The 17,665-nt window shown below is 54.3% G+C and carries 16 protein-coding genes; 4 read left to right on the top strand and 12 right to left on the bottom strand.

Annotated features, from left to right (window positions below; all coding sequences use genetic code 11):
* Positions 1-107: 107 nt before the first annotated feature.
* On the top strand, positions 108-608 hold the full coding sequence (locus R1T41_RS17115; protein ID WP_317338088.1) for a MarR family winged helix-turn-helix transcriptional regulator: 501 nt from the start codon (positions 108-110) through the stop codon (positions 606-608).
* Positions 605-1,798, top strand: a complete 1,194-nt coding sequence (locus R1T41_RS17110) for a glycosyltransferase (protein WP_317338085.1) — start codon at positions 605-607, stop codon at positions 1,796-1,798. Before R1T41_RS17115 ends, R1T41_RS17110 begins: the two co-directional genes overlap by 4 nt.
* Here R1T41_RS17110 and R1T41_RS17105 read toward each other — a convergent pair whose 3' ends face one another.
* Positions 1,799-2,251 (bottom strand): M67 family metallopeptidase, encoded by a 453-nt coding sequence (locus R1T41_RS17105; protein WP_317338082.1) that lies wholly within the window; start codon positions 2,249-2,251, stop codon positions 1,799-1,801.
* A gap of 23 nt (positions 2,252-2,274) precedes the next feature.
* Positions 2,275-2,640, bottom strand: a complete 366-nt coding sequence (locus tag R1T41_RS17100) for a hypothetical protein (RefSeq protein ID WP_317338080.1) — start codon at positions 2,638-2,640, stop codon at positions 2,275-2,277.
* A gap of 212 nt (positions 2,641-2,852) precedes the next feature.
* Between R1T41_RS17100 and R1T41_RS17095 the strand changes: the two genes are divergently transcribed.
* Positions 2,853-3,848, top strand: coding sequence for an RluA family pseudouridine synthase (locus R1T41_RS17095; protein ID WP_317338077.1), 996 nt, complete (start codon positions 2,853-2,855; stop codon positions 3,846-3,848).
* A gap of 111 nt (positions 3,849-3,959) precedes the next feature.
* A complete protein-coding gene (gene rpoH, locus R1T41_RS17090; RefSeq protein WP_062949245.1) occupies positions 3,960-4,826 on the top strand; it encodes an RNA polymerase sigma factor RpoH in 867 nt (288 codons plus the stop codon).
* A gap of 92 nt (positions 4,827-4,918) precedes the next feature.
* Here the strand turns inward: rpoH and R1T41_RS17085 are convergent, their stop codons facing one another.
* The 10 genes from R1T41_RS17085 to R1T41_RS17040 all read right to left on the bottom strand — a co-directional run bounded on the left by R1T41_RS17085 (position 4,919) and on the right by R1T41_RS17040 (position 17,587).
* A complete protein-coding gene (locus R1T41_RS17085; protein ID WP_062949247.1) occupies positions 4,919-5,392 on the bottom strand; it encodes a hypothetical protein in 474 nt (157 codons plus the stop codon).
* A gap of 9 nt (positions 5,393-5,401) precedes the next feature.
* Positions 5,402-7,528 carry a protein kinase family protein gene (locus R1T41_RS17080; protein ID WP_317338073.1) on the bottom strand — a complete coding sequence of 709 codons (2,127 nt, stop codon included), beginning with the start codon at positions 7,526-7,528 and terminating at the stop codon, positions 5,402-5,404.
* Positions 7,529-7,751: 223 nt separating this feature from the next.
* Positions 7,752-9,047, bottom strand: a complete 1,296-nt coding sequence (locus R1T41_RS17075; RefSeq protein ID WP_062959693.1) for an adenylosuccinate synthase — start codon at positions 9,045-9,047, stop codon at positions 7,752-7,754.
* Between the two features lie 36 nt (positions 9,048-9,083).
* Positions 9,084-10,250 carry an ATP phosphoribosyltransferase regulatory subunit gene (locus tag R1T41_RS17070; RefSeq protein WP_297015066.1) on the bottom strand — a complete coding sequence of 389 codons (1,167 nt, stop codon included), beginning with the start codon at positions 10,248-10,250 and terminating at the stop codon, positions 9,084-9,086.
* 143 nt (positions 10,251-10,393) lie between these two features.
* Positions 10,394-11,599, bottom strand: coding sequence for a phosphoserine transaminase (locus R1T41_RS17065; protein WP_317338071.1), 1,206 nt, complete (start codon positions 11,597-11,599; stop codon positions 10,394-10,396).
* Positions 11,600-11,760: 161 nt separating this feature from the next.
* Positions 11,761-13,632: an SLC13 family permease gene (locus tag R1T41_RS17060; protein WP_062949257.1), complete on the bottom strand. Its 1,872-nt coding sequence runs from the start codon at positions 13,630-13,632 to the stop codon at positions 11,761-11,763.
* A 279-nt stretch (positions 13,633-13,911) separates the two neighbouring features.
* Entirely contained in the window at positions 13,912-14,739 is an 828-nt protein-coding gene (locus R1T41_RS17055) for a PhzF family phenazine biosynthesis protein (RefSeq protein ID WP_317338070.1), read from the bottom strand.
* A 48-nt stretch (positions 14,740-14,787) separates the two neighbouring features.
* Complete coding sequence (locus R1T41_RS17050; RefSeq protein WP_317338068.1) at positions 14,788-16,221, bottom strand: pyridoxal phosphate-dependent decarboxylase family protein; 1,434 nt, start codon at positions 16,219-16,221, stop codon at positions 14,788-14,790.
* Entirely contained in the window at positions 16,218-17,186 is a 969-nt protein-coding gene (locus R1T41_RS17045; RefSeq protein ID WP_317338065.1) for a threonine dehydratase, read from the bottom strand. The genes R1T41_RS17050 and R1T41_RS17045 overlap by 4 nt, the downstream gene beginning before the upstream one ends.
* A gap of 116 nt (positions 17,187-17,302) precedes the next feature.
* Positions 17,303-17,587 carry a DUF1127 domain-containing protein gene (locus tag R1T41_RS17040; RefSeq protein WP_317338063.1) on the bottom strand — a complete coding sequence of 95 codons (285 nt, stop codon included), beginning with the start codon at positions 17,585-17,587 and terminating at the stop codon, positions 17,303-17,305.
* Positions 17,588-17,665 lie beyond the last annotated feature (78 nt).

The raw sequence follows: 17,665 nt of genomic DNA, 5'->3' as shown, positions 1-17,665 counted from the left end.
ACCGTTCAAGAGCAACGTCCTGTTATCTTCCCCACACGAAAGGCCTGCCACGGTCGAAAGACCATGGCATCAACTCTCGCTTGGGACCAGATAACGGATCAAACAACATGACCGTCACTCATCTTGAACTAGCAAATACCGTCGAGCGTATTTATCGGCGTTTTGCTGATCTGCTTCGTGTAGATCTTATTCAACTCGGCAAAGATGACATCAGCCCCGCACAAGTTGCGTTGCTGTTTACCATCGGAGACGATGAACTTTCGGTCCGGGATCTTCTTGATCGCGGCCATTACATGGGATCGAATGCATCCTATAATCTGAAGCAATTGGCTGAATCGGGCTATGTCGAACGCCATGTGATGGCCCGTGACCGACGGTCTGCCAGAATCAAACTTACCCGTAAGGGGCATGAACTGTGTGAATCCCTGCATGAATTCCACGAGGAATATCACAACGCACTGACCAATGACCTGCAAGACCAGCAGGAAATGGAAACAGCACTTCGCACCTTGCGGCGCCTGGAGGAATTCTGGACACAGACCCTCCGTTATGGCGGTGTGCCAGTAACAAGCGCTGTCATGACACAGGAGCTTCGCAGTCGCCGATGAAAATTGTCTTTGTCCACCGCCATGGACCGGGACAATTTGTTCACCTGGCCTGTCATCTGGCAAATGCCGGATGGCAGGTTTCCTTCCTTTGCGAAGCAATGAACGTTCAACTTCCCGGCATTCGTGTCCTGCGTCAGCGGGCTACCCCGCCCCCGCCTGCCACCCCGTTCCCCCAATATCACCATCAAATCGGCATGCAGGCCGCCACAACACTCGATTCACTCGTCGCACAGGAGGGGCCACCCGATATTGTTTACGGGCATATTGGCTGGGGCGGCATGATGTTTGCACGGGATGTCCTGCGCAAGACACCACTGATCGGTTATTGCGAACATTACTATCATGCCGAGGGGCGCGATGTCGGTTTCGATCCAACCGAAACGGTTACATTGGCCAAGCGAACCCAGCTTCGGTTGCGCAACAATGCGCAGCTTTCAAGTCTGGAAACCATTGATGCCGGGATCAGTCCAACGGCTTGGCAAAAAGCTGCCTTCCCGCAAAGCTTCCACAACAAGATCGGGATTTGCCATGATGGTATTGATATCCATCGCTGCCGCCCGGATGACAAAGCAGAACTGATCCTGCCCGATGGCCGCGTTGTCCGGCAGGGTGATCCGGTAATCACCTATGTCGCGCGCGACCTTGAACCCTATCGCGGGTTCCCGCAGTTCATGCGTGCTGCGGCAAAACTGTCCCGTCAAAACCCGGAGGTTACTTTTGTCGTCGCGGGTGGTGACGGCATCAGTTATGGATCCCCCCGCAGTGACGGAAAGAAATGGCGTGACGCCATGATGTCAGAAACCGGCATGGATCCGTCCCGAATTGCCTTTCTTGGGCAAATTCCGCATGACCAGCTGATCCGCTTGTTCCAGATCAGTTCGGCCCATGTCTATCTGACATATCCGTTTGTTTTGTCATGGTCGGTGCTTGAAGCCATGGCATGCGGAACACCTGTAATCGCATCGGATACCGGACCGTGCCGGGATATCATTCGTCATGGAAAGAACGGATTGATGTGCGTTTTTTGGGACGAGGATCAGCTTGCCGCAACAATGGCGGAAGCATTGGCGCACCCTGAACGTCTTCGCGAAATCCGCAAGCTTTCGCGCCGTACGATCACACAAAACTTTGCCTTGCAGCAATGCCTTGAAAGACAGACAGGTCTGATCGAACGGATGGCAAAGCGGTGATCAGGTTTCGGAAATCTCGCAACGCATGAAATGGCGCGGGCCTGCATCGCCGGAATGTTCAGGCATCCGGCGATATAACCCGTATCCGGCAAGGCCCGTTTTATCGGTGGCGATGATCAGCCACAGGAAACCGGCTTCCTCGGCACGTGACAGATCTGTTTTCGACGGCTGCCAATCGCGATTAGGGTGCGAGTGATAGCACCCGGCAATCACCTCGCCGCGATCACGAACCGAACGATGCGTTGCAATCAGGGTTTGCGGATCGATTTCAAATGTCTTCAGGGGATCGGCGGCAATATTGCTCGAAACAACAAATCGGGTAATCGTGGTCGGATCGTCTGCGTTTGCAACCAAAAGGCCGCAGCATTCCTCAGGCCAGGCATTGACTGCCAAGGCCGAAACCTCGTCACGCAGACTTTCTGGCAACGTCACAACATACCCGGATCCGGTCATCGAACCACCTTGCAGAAAACGGTCTATTGCGGCTCCACTAGCAGGATTTGTCCAAGGATCGTGCCATCCCGCAAGGAAACAACGACCAGACGGCTTCCCTGACGGCCCTCAAGGCGCACGGTTGCCTCGCTTCCCTGCCGGGAAAAATCGACCAGCGTTTCACCCGGCGCCAGATCGATATTGATTGTTCCGAACGGTGCCAATTGCGCAACCGGTTTCGGATCAAGACCGGACGATGCGTCAACCTGCCCGGCAACCGGTACAGACGGCATTGCGTCATCGGTTACAATGCCACCATCTTCCTGACGCGATACCCCATAAACCACAAGTGCGACGCCCGCGACGATCAGCACTCCCATAAAAGCGACCAGAATCTTGATAACGCGCATCACATTTCCGATTGATAAGTTGATCAACAGCCTGATCTTGCACCACGCTGCTATTACAGCATGCAGAACAAGACAACATTGAAGGCCATACCGACAAGAAACACCAATTGCAAGTTTGCAAAGCGGGATTGCATTTCATCGTCAAGCGATTAAAACCGCCCTGCAACAGATATCACTGGCCCAAATGACCCCGAACAACAGCAGATGTGAATATGGATAGCGGCTCAAACGCGGAACATCTTGAATATATCGCCCTGCCCTCGGATGAAGGTGCGAGGCTCGATAAGGTTCTGGCAACCGCATGGCCCGAACAGTCACGTTCACGCATCAAAAGCCTGATCGAGGACGGACATCTGATGCTGAATGGCAATCCGGTCGCCAAAATGTCGTACAAGGTCAAATCCGGTGATCAATTTGCGCTCGAAATTCCACCTGCTGTTGCGGCCGATCCCGTAGCCGAAAAAATCGCGCTCGATATCCTGTATGAGGACGACGATCTGCTGGTAATCAACAAACCGGCCGGGATGGTGGTGCACCCCGCAGCGGGCAATGAAAGCGGTACACTAGTCAATGCATTGCTGGCCCATTGCGGTGACAGCCTTTCGGGCATTGGCGGCGTAAAGCGCCCGGGTATCGTACATCGGCTCGACAAAGACACCAGCGGCGCCATGGTGATTGCCAAGAACGACGCAACCCATAGGGCACTTTCGACCCTGTTTTCCGAGGACAAGGAAAATATCGAACGCGCCTATATCGCCGTGGTCTGGGGTGTCCCCCGCCAGCGCGAGGGCATAATAGAAGGCAATATTGGCAGAAGCCCACGCAACCGTAAAAAGATGGCGGTGCTGCGAAATGGCGGAAAACCGGCCCTCACCCGGTACAAAGTTTTGGCAAAACGTGACGACTCGTTGGCTTCACTCGTCGAGTGCCGCCTTGCAACGGGTAGAACACATCAAATTCGCGTCCATATGACCCATCTTGGTCACTCACTTATTTGTGATCCTGTCTATGGTAGAAGCAAACTTACCCAGAAGTTCAACTCGCGGGTGCACGAGGTTCTGAACAGCTTTGAGAAACAGGCGCTACATGCCAGAACACTGGGATTTTTGCACCCAAAAACAGGCGATTACGTCCTTACCAAAGCCCCCCTTCCGGAAGACCTACAAGAACTCATCACCTGCCTAGACCTACCCATTGGGATAGTCTGACCTAACCTTTTTGGTCGAAAATCTATTGACGCCTTCTAATACCCACGTATACCCTGTCTAAGGTGCTAGGGGATAAACCGCACCTTATACGAAGCGTAACGGGAGGCTTCAATGAAACAGGGAAATGCACTTCCAATCATCTCCCAAGATGGTCTGACAGTCTATTTGCAGCGCATCCGCCGTTACCCCATGCTTACACCTGAACAGGAAACGACGTTTGCGTGTGAATACCGTGACAATGATGATGCAACTGCCGCAGAAAAGCTGATTACCAGCCATTTGCGACTGGTTGCCAAGATAGCCATGAGCTATCGCGGTTATGGACTTCCGATAAACGAATTGATCTCCGAAGGCAATGTAGGCCTGCTTCAATCGGTCAAGCGATTTGACCCGGACAAAGGGTTCCGCCTTGCGACTTACGCAATGTGGTGGATCCGCGCCGCAATACAGGAATACATCCTGCATTCCTGGTCGCTGGTGAAAATGGGCACGACCGCCGCCCAGAAAAAGCTTTTCTTTAATCTGCGGAAACTCAAAAGCCAGATGCAGGCAATCGATGAAGGCGATCTGCTACCGGAGCAGGTGGAACTGATCGCGACAAAGCTGAACGTTTCCGAAGATGACGTGATCATGATGAACCGCCGCCTCGCCGGACCGGATCATTCTCTGAATGCGCCGGTACGCATTGACGGCGACGGCGAATGGGTCGACTGGATCGAAAGCGAAGACGAAGATCAGGAAACCCTGTATGGCAAGCGCGAGGAATTCCTTCAAAGGATGAACCTGCTGAAAAGTGCGATGTCGCATCTTAACGCACGCGAACGCGACATTCTCACCCAGCGTCGCCTTCTGGACTCTCCGGTGACGCTCGAAAATCTCAGCGTGGCATATGGAATTTCTCGTGAACGCATTCGCCAGATAGAAGTACGTGCCTTTGAAAAAGTGCGCAAATCGATCCACACCGATTTGCCGATGTGAGTCCCAACCTTACCCTCGTCAATGAATATGACTGCGGCGGACAACTTGTCCGCCGCTTTTTTGTGCTTAAGATATATCATTCAATGAACTGGTCACTTCCCGGAACGATCAATTTCCTTGATCAGGCTGTCACCCCAAGTTTTGATTAATCCGCGCTGTTTCTTGCGCAACTCGGAAACCCGACGCTGGGCCGACAGGTTCAGAACATTGGCAACAATCGGTGGCATCGCCAGATACAAAAGCCAGCCAAGACCGGCTGCGCCATACATGATCGACAAGGCAACGGGCTGGAAAATTTCCTGCGTTGCAACACCAACGGTTTGCGCCCCCTGTTGCCAGATTTCCATGATATAGGGCGCAACCCCTGAAAAATTCAGACCGAAAATGCAGCGCGACATGGTCCGTCCCTGGCTGCGATCAAACATGAACGCGACCATAGAAGGCAAAAGCCCGACTGCTAAAGTAATGAATGTCGGCAGAGCTACCATGAACAAAAGCACGGCGGATGCCACCACCGACAAACCGGAAAAGGCACTTTTCTTTTTACTGCCAGACTGTCTTGCCATCCCCGTCCCCTACCAGATATGCATCAGAAACAGTGCCGACACCGTCAGCAATGCAATCATGGTCGACGCAAAAGCTGCCGCCTGCTGACCCACTTTTTCTGCCAGTTCAAGCCGTGCGGGACCTGATGATTTAAGATCAAAGACCTCGCTTTCCGCTTCGGAATATTCCTCGACCGCGGTGATGAATTCGGTCTGGTCCTTTCTGCGTTCCTGTTCGTCATTGATCAGGTTGTAAAGTTCAACCAGATTGCCGCGTTTGGCCAGTTTCGGGATTTCGTGTTCGACCCGCTCCCGTCTGGCTTTGCTGTGAAATACCTTGACCGCGGGCTCCATCAAACGTGCGACCCAATGAGACAGGTTCTGGAGGTTATCGGGGCCATGTCGCCATTGAACAAGTGCCAGCATACTGATAATCGCACGACTGTATTCAACTTCATCAGAAGGATTCTGCAGCGCAAGAAGCTGTGCCTCGACATCATCCTCAAGGCGGGTCGCAATAAAGGCCGCGATATGTCGGTCCACTGGCCAGCTATCGTCAGGCAAATCTGCGGCAGCTTTTTCCAATGCTGGCAAAAGCTGCGTTATATCGACAACATAATCTTTCTCGATCATCGGGCTCAGGCAGTGCTGATTGCGCACGATGGCATAAAGGCACCGCTCATAGCCATAACCGGCACTTTGCTGTTGGATATAGTATCGCAGGTTTTTGTACGCCTGCTGCAGCTTCTGAATTTCCGGGCTGTACCCGCCCTGACGGCCAAACCAGAAGGACGGAATATCGCGGACCACAACATCGGCAAAACGCTGCGGCCCACGGCCGTGCTGGACATCATAGGACAGCATGCTGCCCAGACCATCAACCATCGCAGAAAAGCCCTTGAACCGGATTGCTCCGGATGGATCAAGGATGATGATTGATTTGGCAACCAGAATATCCTCGGCCGCGCGCTTATCCGCACCAGCCCACTGCAATTGCCGTATTGCTTCAGACATGTGTTTGGCGCGGTCATTATCCGCAAGCCCGCGGCGCAACCATATTTCAACAGTACCATCGCGAAGCGGTGCAAGCGAGTTGACCCAGTTCTTTGCAATCCCCTGCGCAAGTGATCGCGCAGTATAATAATCCTTGCCCGCCAGGTTCTGGGATCGGGCTGCTCTTCGCTCGGTATTTGACTGGACCGGTTTTGCCCGACGGCCATCGATCCAGGCATTCAGTTCGGCAAATCCCCATCTTTCTTCAGTGTCATCACATAAAAGTCCGCGCACTGGTTCAATCAATGCCAATGGCAGTTTTTCATTCATGACCACTGCCTGGAACGACCCCTTGGACAGTTTAACGTCGATAATGTCCTGTTCGCGCAGCTTTTGAAGCGGCGTATGCCCAATACCAAGGGCGGCAATCGTCATGCCCAGGGCATAAAGATCGTCAAGCAGCGTTCCCAACCCGCGACCGGCAGGGTCGGCAGTCATTCGGGATATGGTCTCGTAAACCAGTGGCTGATTGAAACCGGCAGGGGCAGCACAACAATCCCCAACGACAACCTTCTCAGCCATCGGATCGCCAAAGAAAAGATTGTCTGCACGAACATTCCGATGCGTCAGCCCTTTGTCGGCCACAGCCTGCAACACATGCATCAACGGTTCGATAACAACTTTGGCAAAATCGTGTTCGTCTATCTTTCTCTGTTTTTCGCCCGGCACCAAAACACGACCGCCTGCTGGCTTTTCATAGAAAAGCACCATTGTCTTGCGGTCCAATAGCGGCCAGTGGGCAATTTCATGGTCCAGAAGATCAATTTGGCCACCAATGTGTACCCCCGTCAGAAACCTGATCAGGTCTTGACGCGTTGGAACAGTCGGGTCTGTGACAAGTGCGAATGCACCACCCTCTTCGCGGCGCAGATTATCTGCGGCATAAGCCTTGCAATTACCCATATCGTATTCAGGAAGCCGAAGATCCGAGAACACACGGAAATTGCCAATTTCGACACTGCGTCCACCACCGCCACTGGCAGCGGGTTCCTCTCCGCCCAAGCCTGGTGCCTGCGCCCGGGAATCCTTTTTCTCCCCGGCGCCATCCTGTTCGTCAGCGCCGTCGGAAACATCCTGTTTCTGCATTTCCGCTTCTTGTGCCATGAGCCCCGGTTTTTCTTTGTTGGAGGAAACACGTTCAAAGCCCCTACCTGTAAAGCTGTTTTGTCGTGTCCTCTGGTCCCCTGAAACGATACTGCCGATAACAAAACGGAGCAAGCCGTTATCCGCGCTGCAAACAAGGACCGGATCGGCCAAATCATTCACCTGAAACGAAAAAAGCCACCGGAAGAACCGGTGGCTTTTGCATTTTCATTCAAACACGCGATCAGGCGCTGAACGGGTCGTGAACCAGAATGGTGTCATCACGTTCCGGGCTGGTCGACAGCAACGCAACCGGTGCCTCGATCAGCTCTTCGATCCGGCGAACATATTTGATCGCCGCCGCAGGAAGATCGGCCCAGCTACGCGCACCCATCGTGGTTTCCGACCAGCCTTCAATGGTTTCATAAACCGGTTTGGCTTTGGCCTGAAGACGCTGGTTCGCCGGAAGATGGTCATAGATTTTGCCATCAATGTCATAGCCGGTGCAGATCTTGATTTCCTTGAACCCGTCAAGAACGTCAAGTTTGGTCAATGCAATACCGGTAATGCCGTTAACCTTGACCGACTGACGGACAAGGGCCGCATCAAACCAGCCGCAACGACGTTTACGCCCGGTAACCACACCAAATTCATGCCCACGTTCGCCAAGACGATCGCCATCAGCATCAAACAGCTCGGACGGGAACGGTCCCTCACCAACGCGTGTGGTGTATGCCTTGGTGATCCCCAGAACATAACCGACACCCGACGGGCCCATACCCGAACCAGCCGCTGCCTGGCCCGAAACCGTGTTGGAAGAGGTCACGAACGGGTACGTGCCATGATCGATATCAAGCATCGTGCCCTGCGCACCTTCAAACAGGATACGCTGACCAGCTTCCTTGAACTGGTTCAACGATTTCCAGACAGTGTCCGAGAATGGCAGGATTTTCGGTGCGATTTCCTTAAGCTGCGCCAACAGTTCGGCACCATCAACTTCCGGCTGGCCCAAACCGCGCAAAAGCGCATTGTGGTGGGTCAGAAGGTTTTCGACTTTGGCTTCAAGAAGTTCGACATCGGCCAGATCGCCAACGCGGATTGCACGGCGGCCAACACGGTCTTCATATGCCGGGCCGATCCCACGACCGGTCGTACCGATCTTGTTGTTGCCGGTTGCCGCGGCTTCACGTGCCTTGTCCAGATTGCCGTGCAACGGCAGGATCAGGCAGGCATTTTCGGCTACGCGCAGGTTTTCCGGCGTAATTTCAACGCCCTGCCCCTTGAGACGGTCGATCTCGGTCAGAAGTGCCCACGGATCAACGACAACGCCGTTGCCAATCACCGACAGCTTGTTCTTGCGAACGATACCCGACGGCAGAAGGCTCAGCTTATAGGTGGTTCCGTCGATCACCAAAGTATGACCGGCGTTATGACCGCCCTGGAAACGCACAACGACGTCTGCCCGTTCGGACAGCCAGTCGACGATCTTGCCTTTCCCCTCGTCCCCCCATTGGGAACCGATCACGGCAACATTGGTCATCGCAAAACTCCTTGCGCGATAAGAAATGGTTCTGGGTTACACACCCAGCGGCACAATCTGGCCGCCAAGATAAATAAAACTGCATCCCATGCGACGTGCTTCCTTGCGCGCCGCATCTTCTGTTTTGGCTTCGGCCGCACCTTCAAGTGCTGCCACGGTATAATGGCCGTCTTTGCGCAATTTGCGCGCTTCGCGCTGGGGCGTGCCCAACGGCAGATACACACGTTCGACCGGTTTCACATCGGCAAGACCGCGCAAAATCGTATCCATGAAAAGCGACATGCCGGTTGCGGCCTCGCCGCCCGAACCACCCGCCCGATAACGGCCACCGCGCCCCAGCTCACCGCGTACATGCTTGGCAAACAGAGTAAAGCTGACACCGGTCTGATAGCGGAAACCGGCCATTTCAACCGGATCGATGGTCAGGGCTGCATCAAGATCGGATGCCAGAATGCGTTCGGCAACCTCGATCAAACGGTGCAATTCTTCGGATGCGCCCAGTGGCAATTCAAGCTTTCTAAGCTTCGGCAATGCCGCCTGCGCCGGACCGGCCGCCTCAAGCAGGGCAACAAGCACATCGGTTACATTGCCACTAACCGCTTTGACCGCGGCAACATCGCGATGTTCAAGGGCCGCGATCAGCGTTTCGCGATCATCGGGCGCGACGCCAAACGCATCAAACAGACGCACCGGCAGGGTCGGCAAATTCAGATCGACGGAAACATCGGGTAGACCGACATGCTCCAGCGCCTCAAGCGCCAGCAACACAATCTCGGTATCCGCTGCCGCACTGGACACGCCAATAAGTTCCGCCCCGACCTGTGCAAACTGACGTTCAGGACGCAACTGTGTGCCCTTGATGCGCAATACATCGCCGGAATAGGAAAGACGCAGCGGACGCGGCGCATCCCCCAGACGGGTCGCGGCAATACGGCCGACCTGCGGGGTCATATCTGAGCGAACCCCCATCATCCGGTGCGACACCGGATCCATCAGGCGGAACGTTTGGGTGGCAAGTTCGGGAGCAGCACCTTCCAGAAGGCTTTCTTCGAATTCGACCAGCGGCGTCTTGACCCGGTCATAGCCCGCATGTGCGAAACTGCTCATCAGCTTTTCGCGTATGTCAGCTTCCCGTGCGGCGGTTCCAGGCAGAACATCCTGAAGGCCGGCGGGCAAAAGAGCTTTCCTGGCAAGTTCGGTCATTATGTGTGCTTTCCGGACAAGGCGCGCAAAATCGGTTCAGGTCGTGCCTGATCTATATATCCGGTAGCGGTTACTACCGCTTTGTGCCGGACAGGGCAACGGGAAAACCCCCGAAGACGCAAATAATACTTACGAAATGCCGTTCAGCCAGCCTGAATTTCAGCTTTGACCGTCGCATAGGCCCAGTCGAGCCAAGGCAGCAACGCCTTGACATCACTGGGTTCCACAGTCGCACCGCCCCAAATCCGAAGCCCAGGAGGCGCATCACGATAGCCATTGATATCCATCGCGATTTCTTCGGCTTCAAGGATTTGCGAAATGCGTTTTGGCAATGCTGCCTGCTTTTCCGTCGGCAACGACAATGCCCACGGATCAACAATCTTGATGCACATCGATGTATTGGATGCCGTTTCCGGCTTTTCCGACAAATCAGCCGCCCAGTCACTTTTGGCAAGCCATTCATCAAGATAGGCGCGATTCTGGCGGGTACGTTTCAGCAAACCTTCAAGACCGCCGATGTCTTCGGCCCATTTCAGGGCATCAATGGCATCTTCGACAACCAGCATCGACGGGGTATTGATGGTTTCCCCGCGGAAAATGCCGTCAATCAGCTTTCCGCCCTTGGTCATGCGGAAGATTTTCGGCATCGGCCAGGCCGGATTGTGGCTTTCAAGGCGCTCAACCGCACGCGGGCTCAGAATAATAATTCCATGGCCACCTTCACCGCCCAGAACCTTCTGCCAGCTATAGGTGACAACATCCAGCTTGTCCCAAGGCAGCTCCATGGCAAAAATCGCCGAGGTCGCATCGCAAATTGTCAAACCTTTGCGGTCCGATGCGATCCAGTCGCCATTGGGCACCCGAACGCCTGCGGTCGTTCCATTCCATGTGAAAACGACATCCCGGTCAAAATCAACGGCGCCAAGATCAGGCAGTTTGCCATAATCGGCTTCCATAACACGAACATCTGGCAGGTTAAGCTGTTTCAGGACATCGGTCACCCAAAGCGAACCGAAACTTTCCCATGCCAGCATATCAACGCCGCGCGGCCCCAAAAGCGACCACATCGCCATTTCCACCGCACCAGTATCGGATGCGGGAACAACGCCAAGCAGATAATCATCAGGCAGGTTCAGGATCGCGCGCGAACGGTCAATAACCTCTTCCATGCGCTCCTTGCCGAACTTGGAACGATGCGACCGGCCAAGAACACGGGTATCAAGTGCATCCGCCGACCAGCCCGGACGTTTTTTACATGGACCCGACGAAAAATTCGGGCTTTCGGGGCGCTGGTTTGGTTTGGCAAAGGCATCAGTGGAATTGGCGGTTACATTGGCGTTCTGGGCCATCGGCATATTCCTGAGATAATCGAACGATGCAGGCGCATAATTCTTCGTCAAAATCGGAGCCCGATCCTATTGCGACACGCGCAAAAGTCAAACGCCTTTGGCGCATCATAACTGCCCGTATTTGCATGACAGATCAGCCGATTTCTCATCCGAAATCCGGATCAGAAAGGGATGTCGTAATACCACGGGGCAAACAGACTGAACACCAGCCACAAGATGATGATCAATGGTGTCCCGGCCCGCAGGAAGTCGACAAATCGATAGTGCCCCGGCCCCATCACCAGAAGGTTGGTCTGATACCCGACCGGTGATGCAAACGAACAGTTCGCTGCCATCACCACCGCAATAGCAAAGATATGGGGCTCCACGCCAAGGTTTTGGGCCATGCCAATGCCGATAGGTGTGAACAGAACAGCACAGGCATTGTTCGACAGAACATTGGTAAAGAGCGCCACGATCAGGAAGAACAATGACAGGATAATCGGTGCCGGTGCCCCGCGCGTTGCCGCAAGCAACTGATCGGCAACGAATTCCGCCCCGCCGGTTAGCTGTAACGCATTGCCCAATGCCAATGCAGCCGCCACCAGCAAGACGATCTTTCGATCAATTGCACGCGATGCCTGACGCAGATTAAGCGCCCCGGATGCGATCATCAGTGCCGCACCGATAAAACTTGAAACCATGATCGGCACAAGGCCGGTCGCGGCAACCGCAATCACGCCAAGGAAAATGGTCGCGGCACGGCGCGCATGGAACGGGCGCGGCAAAGTACGCGTCGACCATTCCAGCAAAACCACATCGCGAATGGTACGAAGGGCTTCAACATCCTCGGATCGTCCCTGCACCAGAAGAACGTCGCCGGCTTCAAGCCGAATTTCGGTCATCTGCGTGCGGATCATGCGTGAACGGCGCTGGATACCAAGAACAAGGCATTTGTACTGATATCTGAAACCGATCTGTTCAAGGTTGAACCCGATCAGGCGCGACCCCGGTGGCAGCATCACTTCGGCCAGAAGCTGCGTCGACTTTTGCGGAATCTCCTCACCACCTTCGTGAACGGCGGCGGCCTCCGCATGCAAAAGCCCGGGGTCTTTTTGAAGCGCCTCGGTCAGGGCCTTGCGCGTGGCGGCAACGACAAGAACGTCACCAGCCTGGATTTCCATGTCCTCTTCGAACGGCGGCAGATCGGCATGTTCGCGCCGAACGATCATCTGGATCGTGATGTTGGGCAGGTTCTTAAAGAAACCCGCGACCGGGCGGCTGCCGATCATCTGCGATGCCGGACCAACCGTAATCTGGGCAATAAACTGTTTTCCGCTGCTGTCGGGGTTGGCAAGCTTGCTACGCATCGATGCCAATGCGGGCAAAAGACGCGGCGCAATAAACAGGACGTAAATAAACCCGGACAGGGCAAGCACGCTTCCAATCACGGTGAATTCGAAGAATTCAAGCGCAGGCATGCCAAGTTCGATCAAGGAGCTTGATACCAGAAGGTTGGTCGAAGACCCGATCAGGGTCGTCATACCGCCCAGAATCGCAACGTAAGAAAGCGGAATCATCAAAGCACTTGGTGAACGCTGGATACGTTCAGCCAGTGCCTGAATGATCGGTATGAAGATAACAACAACCGGGGTGTTGTTCAGGAATGCCGACATCAGCATCACAACAAACAGACCGATAAAAATCGCCACGGATGCGTTCTTGCCACCATGTTCGGTAATCAGACCGGCGATATAGCTGACCCCACCGGTCAAAACCATGCCCTGCCCAACAACAAGCAAGGATAACACGGTCAACAAGGCGGGGTTGGCAAACCCCGACATCAACGCGCCAGCATCCAGAAGGTTGTTGCCCTCGGCATCGGGCAGCGGGAAGAAATTGAAGAACAACAGCAATATGGCAATCAGCGCCATGCTGGTCAGTTCGAGCGATATGCGCTCCAGCCCGTACAGAACCAGCGATCCGGCGACCAGTGCCAGAACCACCCACATCTGTAATGGCGTCGCAGAACTGGCGACAACACTATCGATCACGATCCATCTTCCCCTGCAACAGCGCTTTGATACGAGGTTGTGGCAGACAATTTTGAAGGTCTGTCCATTCCCCGAAAGTCGTATTTTGTCCTTACTTAGACGAAAGCCCCTGCAAGAGGTCAATAAAAATCAAACGTGTGATCGCGGCCCTGCGCGATAGTGGGTAGATCAGCCAGCCACATAAGGTCATAGAAAACCAGCGACTTTCCATAAAAATGGCGGGCAGTGTTGTGCCCTGCCCGCCATTGCAATGATCGCTTTTCGACAGTCTGTCCGACGTCAATCAGGCAAATAAATCTCGCCCTTGAGATACAAAAGCGCATTGCCCTTCAGATGGACACGATCACCATCAATCGTACAATCAACAATCCCGCCGCGCTTGGACGCCTGATAGCCGACAACATTGGATTTCCCGTTGCGTTCCGCCCAATACGGCGAGACAACGCAATGCATGTAACCGGTGACTGGGTCCTCATCAATGCCAAGGGCGGGCAGAAAATACCGCGATACCATATCGATGCCCGGCTGATCGCCCGGTGCGGTAACGATCACACCGCGTTTGGCCAGTTTTCCCAATGCTGACATATCGGGGGTCATGTTCCGCACCACCGATGCATCATCATAGACCACGACAAAATCCGTATCCCGGCTGGCAACCCGGAATGTTCTTGTCGGCCTTGCGTTGGATATGGCGGCAAGAACGTGCGCCGGAACATCGTCAGGAGCAATCGATTGCCTGGGGAAATTAAGCACAATCGCATCACCATCACGGCGCGCAGTCAGAATTCCGCTAGCACTTTGCAGGCGAATCAAATCACCGCCAAAGCCCAGCATATTGAAAATGACAAACGCACTTGCCAGCGTCGCATGGCCGCAAAGCGGCACTTCGACCGTTGGTGTGAACCATCGGATATGAAAATCAGCTCCGTCATTCTTTGACGGATCAAGCTTCACCACGAAGGCTGTTTCCGACAGATTGTTTTCCAAGGCGATATTCTGCATTACCGCATCAGACAGCCAACTATCAAGCGGCACCACCGCCGCCGGATTACCGGCAAACATCCGGTCTGCGAACGCGTCAATCTGGTAAATCGGAAGTGTGGTCATAAATCGTCTATCCTGAATGATCTCTACATATGTCGAAAAACAACGCTGTTACAGGACACTGTCAATTGCGTTCCTGACAATCTCCATATCGTGATCCTGCATGCGCCAGTTGCTGAACGCAGCACGGAACCCGAACCGGCCACCATAAATCGTTGGCGTCATAAACAGTTTGCCGGTCGCATTGATTCGCGTCAGCAAGGCGCGATTGTCATCATCGCTTCCCGGACCGGTAAACATGGTCACGTTAAGTTTGGGTTCGCTCAGCAATTCAAGCCGTTCATGACCGCGCACCCACTGCGCCAGATCAGCAGCCTGATCACAGTTCACCCGAACAATCCCGGCAAATCCGTCGCGACCATAGGCCACCATCGCCAACCAAAGCGGCAAGGCCCGGAACCGGCGGGAGTTTTCCACCCCGCGATTGATATACATATTACCGACCGCCTCGGTCTGCAGATAAGGCGCAAATGCCCGGCAGCAGGTTTCAAGTACACGGATATGCCGGGTCAGGAAAATTCCGCAATCATAGGGAACATTTAGCCATTTATGACCGTCGGACGTGATGGAATCCGCACGGTCAAGCCCCGCCAGCAAATGGGCACGACGATCATCAAGGGCAGCAAACATGCCAAACGCCGCATCCACATGCAGCCACGCCCCAAACGCCGCACACAAATCGGCAATAGCGACCAGATTGTCGAAATCGGTGGCGTTCACCGTTCCGGCAGATGCAATGACCATCTTGGCCTTGGCCTTGCTTGCCGCAAGCTTCGTCTTAAGATCGGCAATATCGGTTTCTTCGGTCCCGGGTTGGGTCGCAACCTTGGTAAAGCTGTTACGACCGATACCGGTGACCGATAAATCCTTGATCATGCTGGCATGCGGGCTCGCCGCAAAGATTTCAAAACTCGGAAGAACACCGGCCCCATCAGCGTCAACATCAACACCGATCTGCTGGCCGCACCACTGGCGACCGGCAACAAGCCCCAAAAGGTTGGATACCGTCGCCCCGGTGGTCAAAACACCGTCAAACCGCCCCTTGGGCAAACCGGCCAAGTCGCACAGCCAACTGATCACCTGTTCCTCGACCGCCGCCGTAACACTGCCTTCCGGTCCGGTGGCGTTCTGGTCAACTGCAGCAGTCAGCCAGTCACCGGCAAGGGCGGCGGGTGTGGTTCCACCGGTCACAAAGCCAAGATAACGGGGACCGATTGATGCGGCGAGCAGCGGCAGAATTTCTTCCTTAGCTGCCCGCAACGCATCAAGCGTACCGCGACCCTGCCCCGGCATCAGGCGCGAGGGATCAAAGGCAGAAAAGTCGCGGCAGGTTACATCCATGTCATCGGCACCCTGAACAAACGCGCGTGCCATATCGCTGGTTGCGGCCAGAATCTGGTCAAGCTGTTCAAGATCGTCAAACATCAGATGACGCGCCGTCGGTGCAGTGGGGCTGCTTTCGGCACGATTTAAGGGGCGGCTCATTGGGTATCTCCGTTCAGGATGCGGGCATAGTCGGCCCTATCAATATTGGCACCGCTCAGAATGACAGCCGTCTTCTTGCCGATATTGCGTTCACGATCCGCAATGGCTGCCGCAAGCGAAACGGCTCCGGCCCCTTCGGCAAGGGTGTGGCAGGAACTGAAATAAAGGCGCATTGCATCACGGATTTGATCGTCACTGACAGCGACGATATCGGATGCACCGGCTTTGATGATTTCAAACGCAGCCGGATCAGGACTGCGACAGGCAACACCATCTGCAAACGTATTCGCCGTTGGCGTTGTAATTACCTTGCCCGCCCGGAAGGATTGCAGGACGGCATCTGCACCCTCCGCGACAACACCGATAATTTCAGTATCAAGGCCCAGTGCGTCGCGCACCGTAATCAACGAACAGATCCCTGATCCCATGCCAATCGGCACATAAATCCGGTCAAGCTTTTTGACCGCGTCAAACAGTTCCAGCCCATATGATGCAACACCACGCACAAGTTCCGGGTGGAATGGCGGCACCATGACCAGATCCTCGGCCACCGCATGTTGGGCGGCATATTCGGCCGCGTCCTGAAAGTCATCGCCATGCTCGATGACCTCGGCCCCCCAGGCCCGCATCGCTGCGTTCTTTTCAACCGAATTGCCATGCGGGACGATAATGGTTGCCGAAATACCCGACTGACTGGCCGCATGCGCAAGACTTTGCCCATGATTGCCGCGTGTGGCACTTATGATACCGCGCGATACGCCAAGCGAGGTTTTCAGATAACGGCAAAATGTCAGCCCGCCGCGAATTTTGAACGCCCCAAGGCGTGTATGGTTTTCATGTTTCACATACAGGGACAATCCCGTCGCCCGATCCAGCAACGGCCAGCGAATAGTCGGCGTCGGCGCCACATATTCATGGACATAAGCCGCAGCCTCGCGAAGTTCGTTTACCGTAAACAACGACATTGTCACCCTTTAGGATAGTTTATGAGTACAATCGAATGTGAATTATTGGTACAATTCCAGACAAGGTTCGAACGGAGGCACGAGGGAGCGTGAACCTCCGTTCGGCGCAACTTCACCTAGCTGCGCGGGGGGAACCCTATCCAGAACGGCCTTGACAATTCACGATCTAGATCAGACCGCGTCATTCCGACATCTTTCAAAAGATGATCGTCAAGTTGCTCTAACATTCTGCGATTGCGTGCACTTTCTTGCCATACGCGAACACGTTCCAACACGGAGACAGCGATGCCGGCAACAGCAGAACGCCAGGTAGTCGCCTTGACGGCGCCTTTGGTGTTCAACTGTGCATTTCCTTTGATATTGATTTCGGAAAACCGGATTGTATCGTTACAATTTACCATCACTTCCTCCTGTCGATTAATTGTACCGATTTCGTTTTGTCATTGACATTGTCACTGTGTCAATTTAAACATTGTCAC

The sequence above is a fragment of the Thalassospira lucentensis genome (genome assembly GCF_032921865.1).
Lineage (GTDB): Bacteria > Pseudomonadota > Alphaproteobacteria > Rhodospirillales > Thalassospiraceae > Thalassospira > Thalassospira lucentensis_A.
The sequence above is the reverse complement of the archived record's forward strand: the minus strand, read 5'-3'. Positions and strand labels throughout refer to the sequence as shown.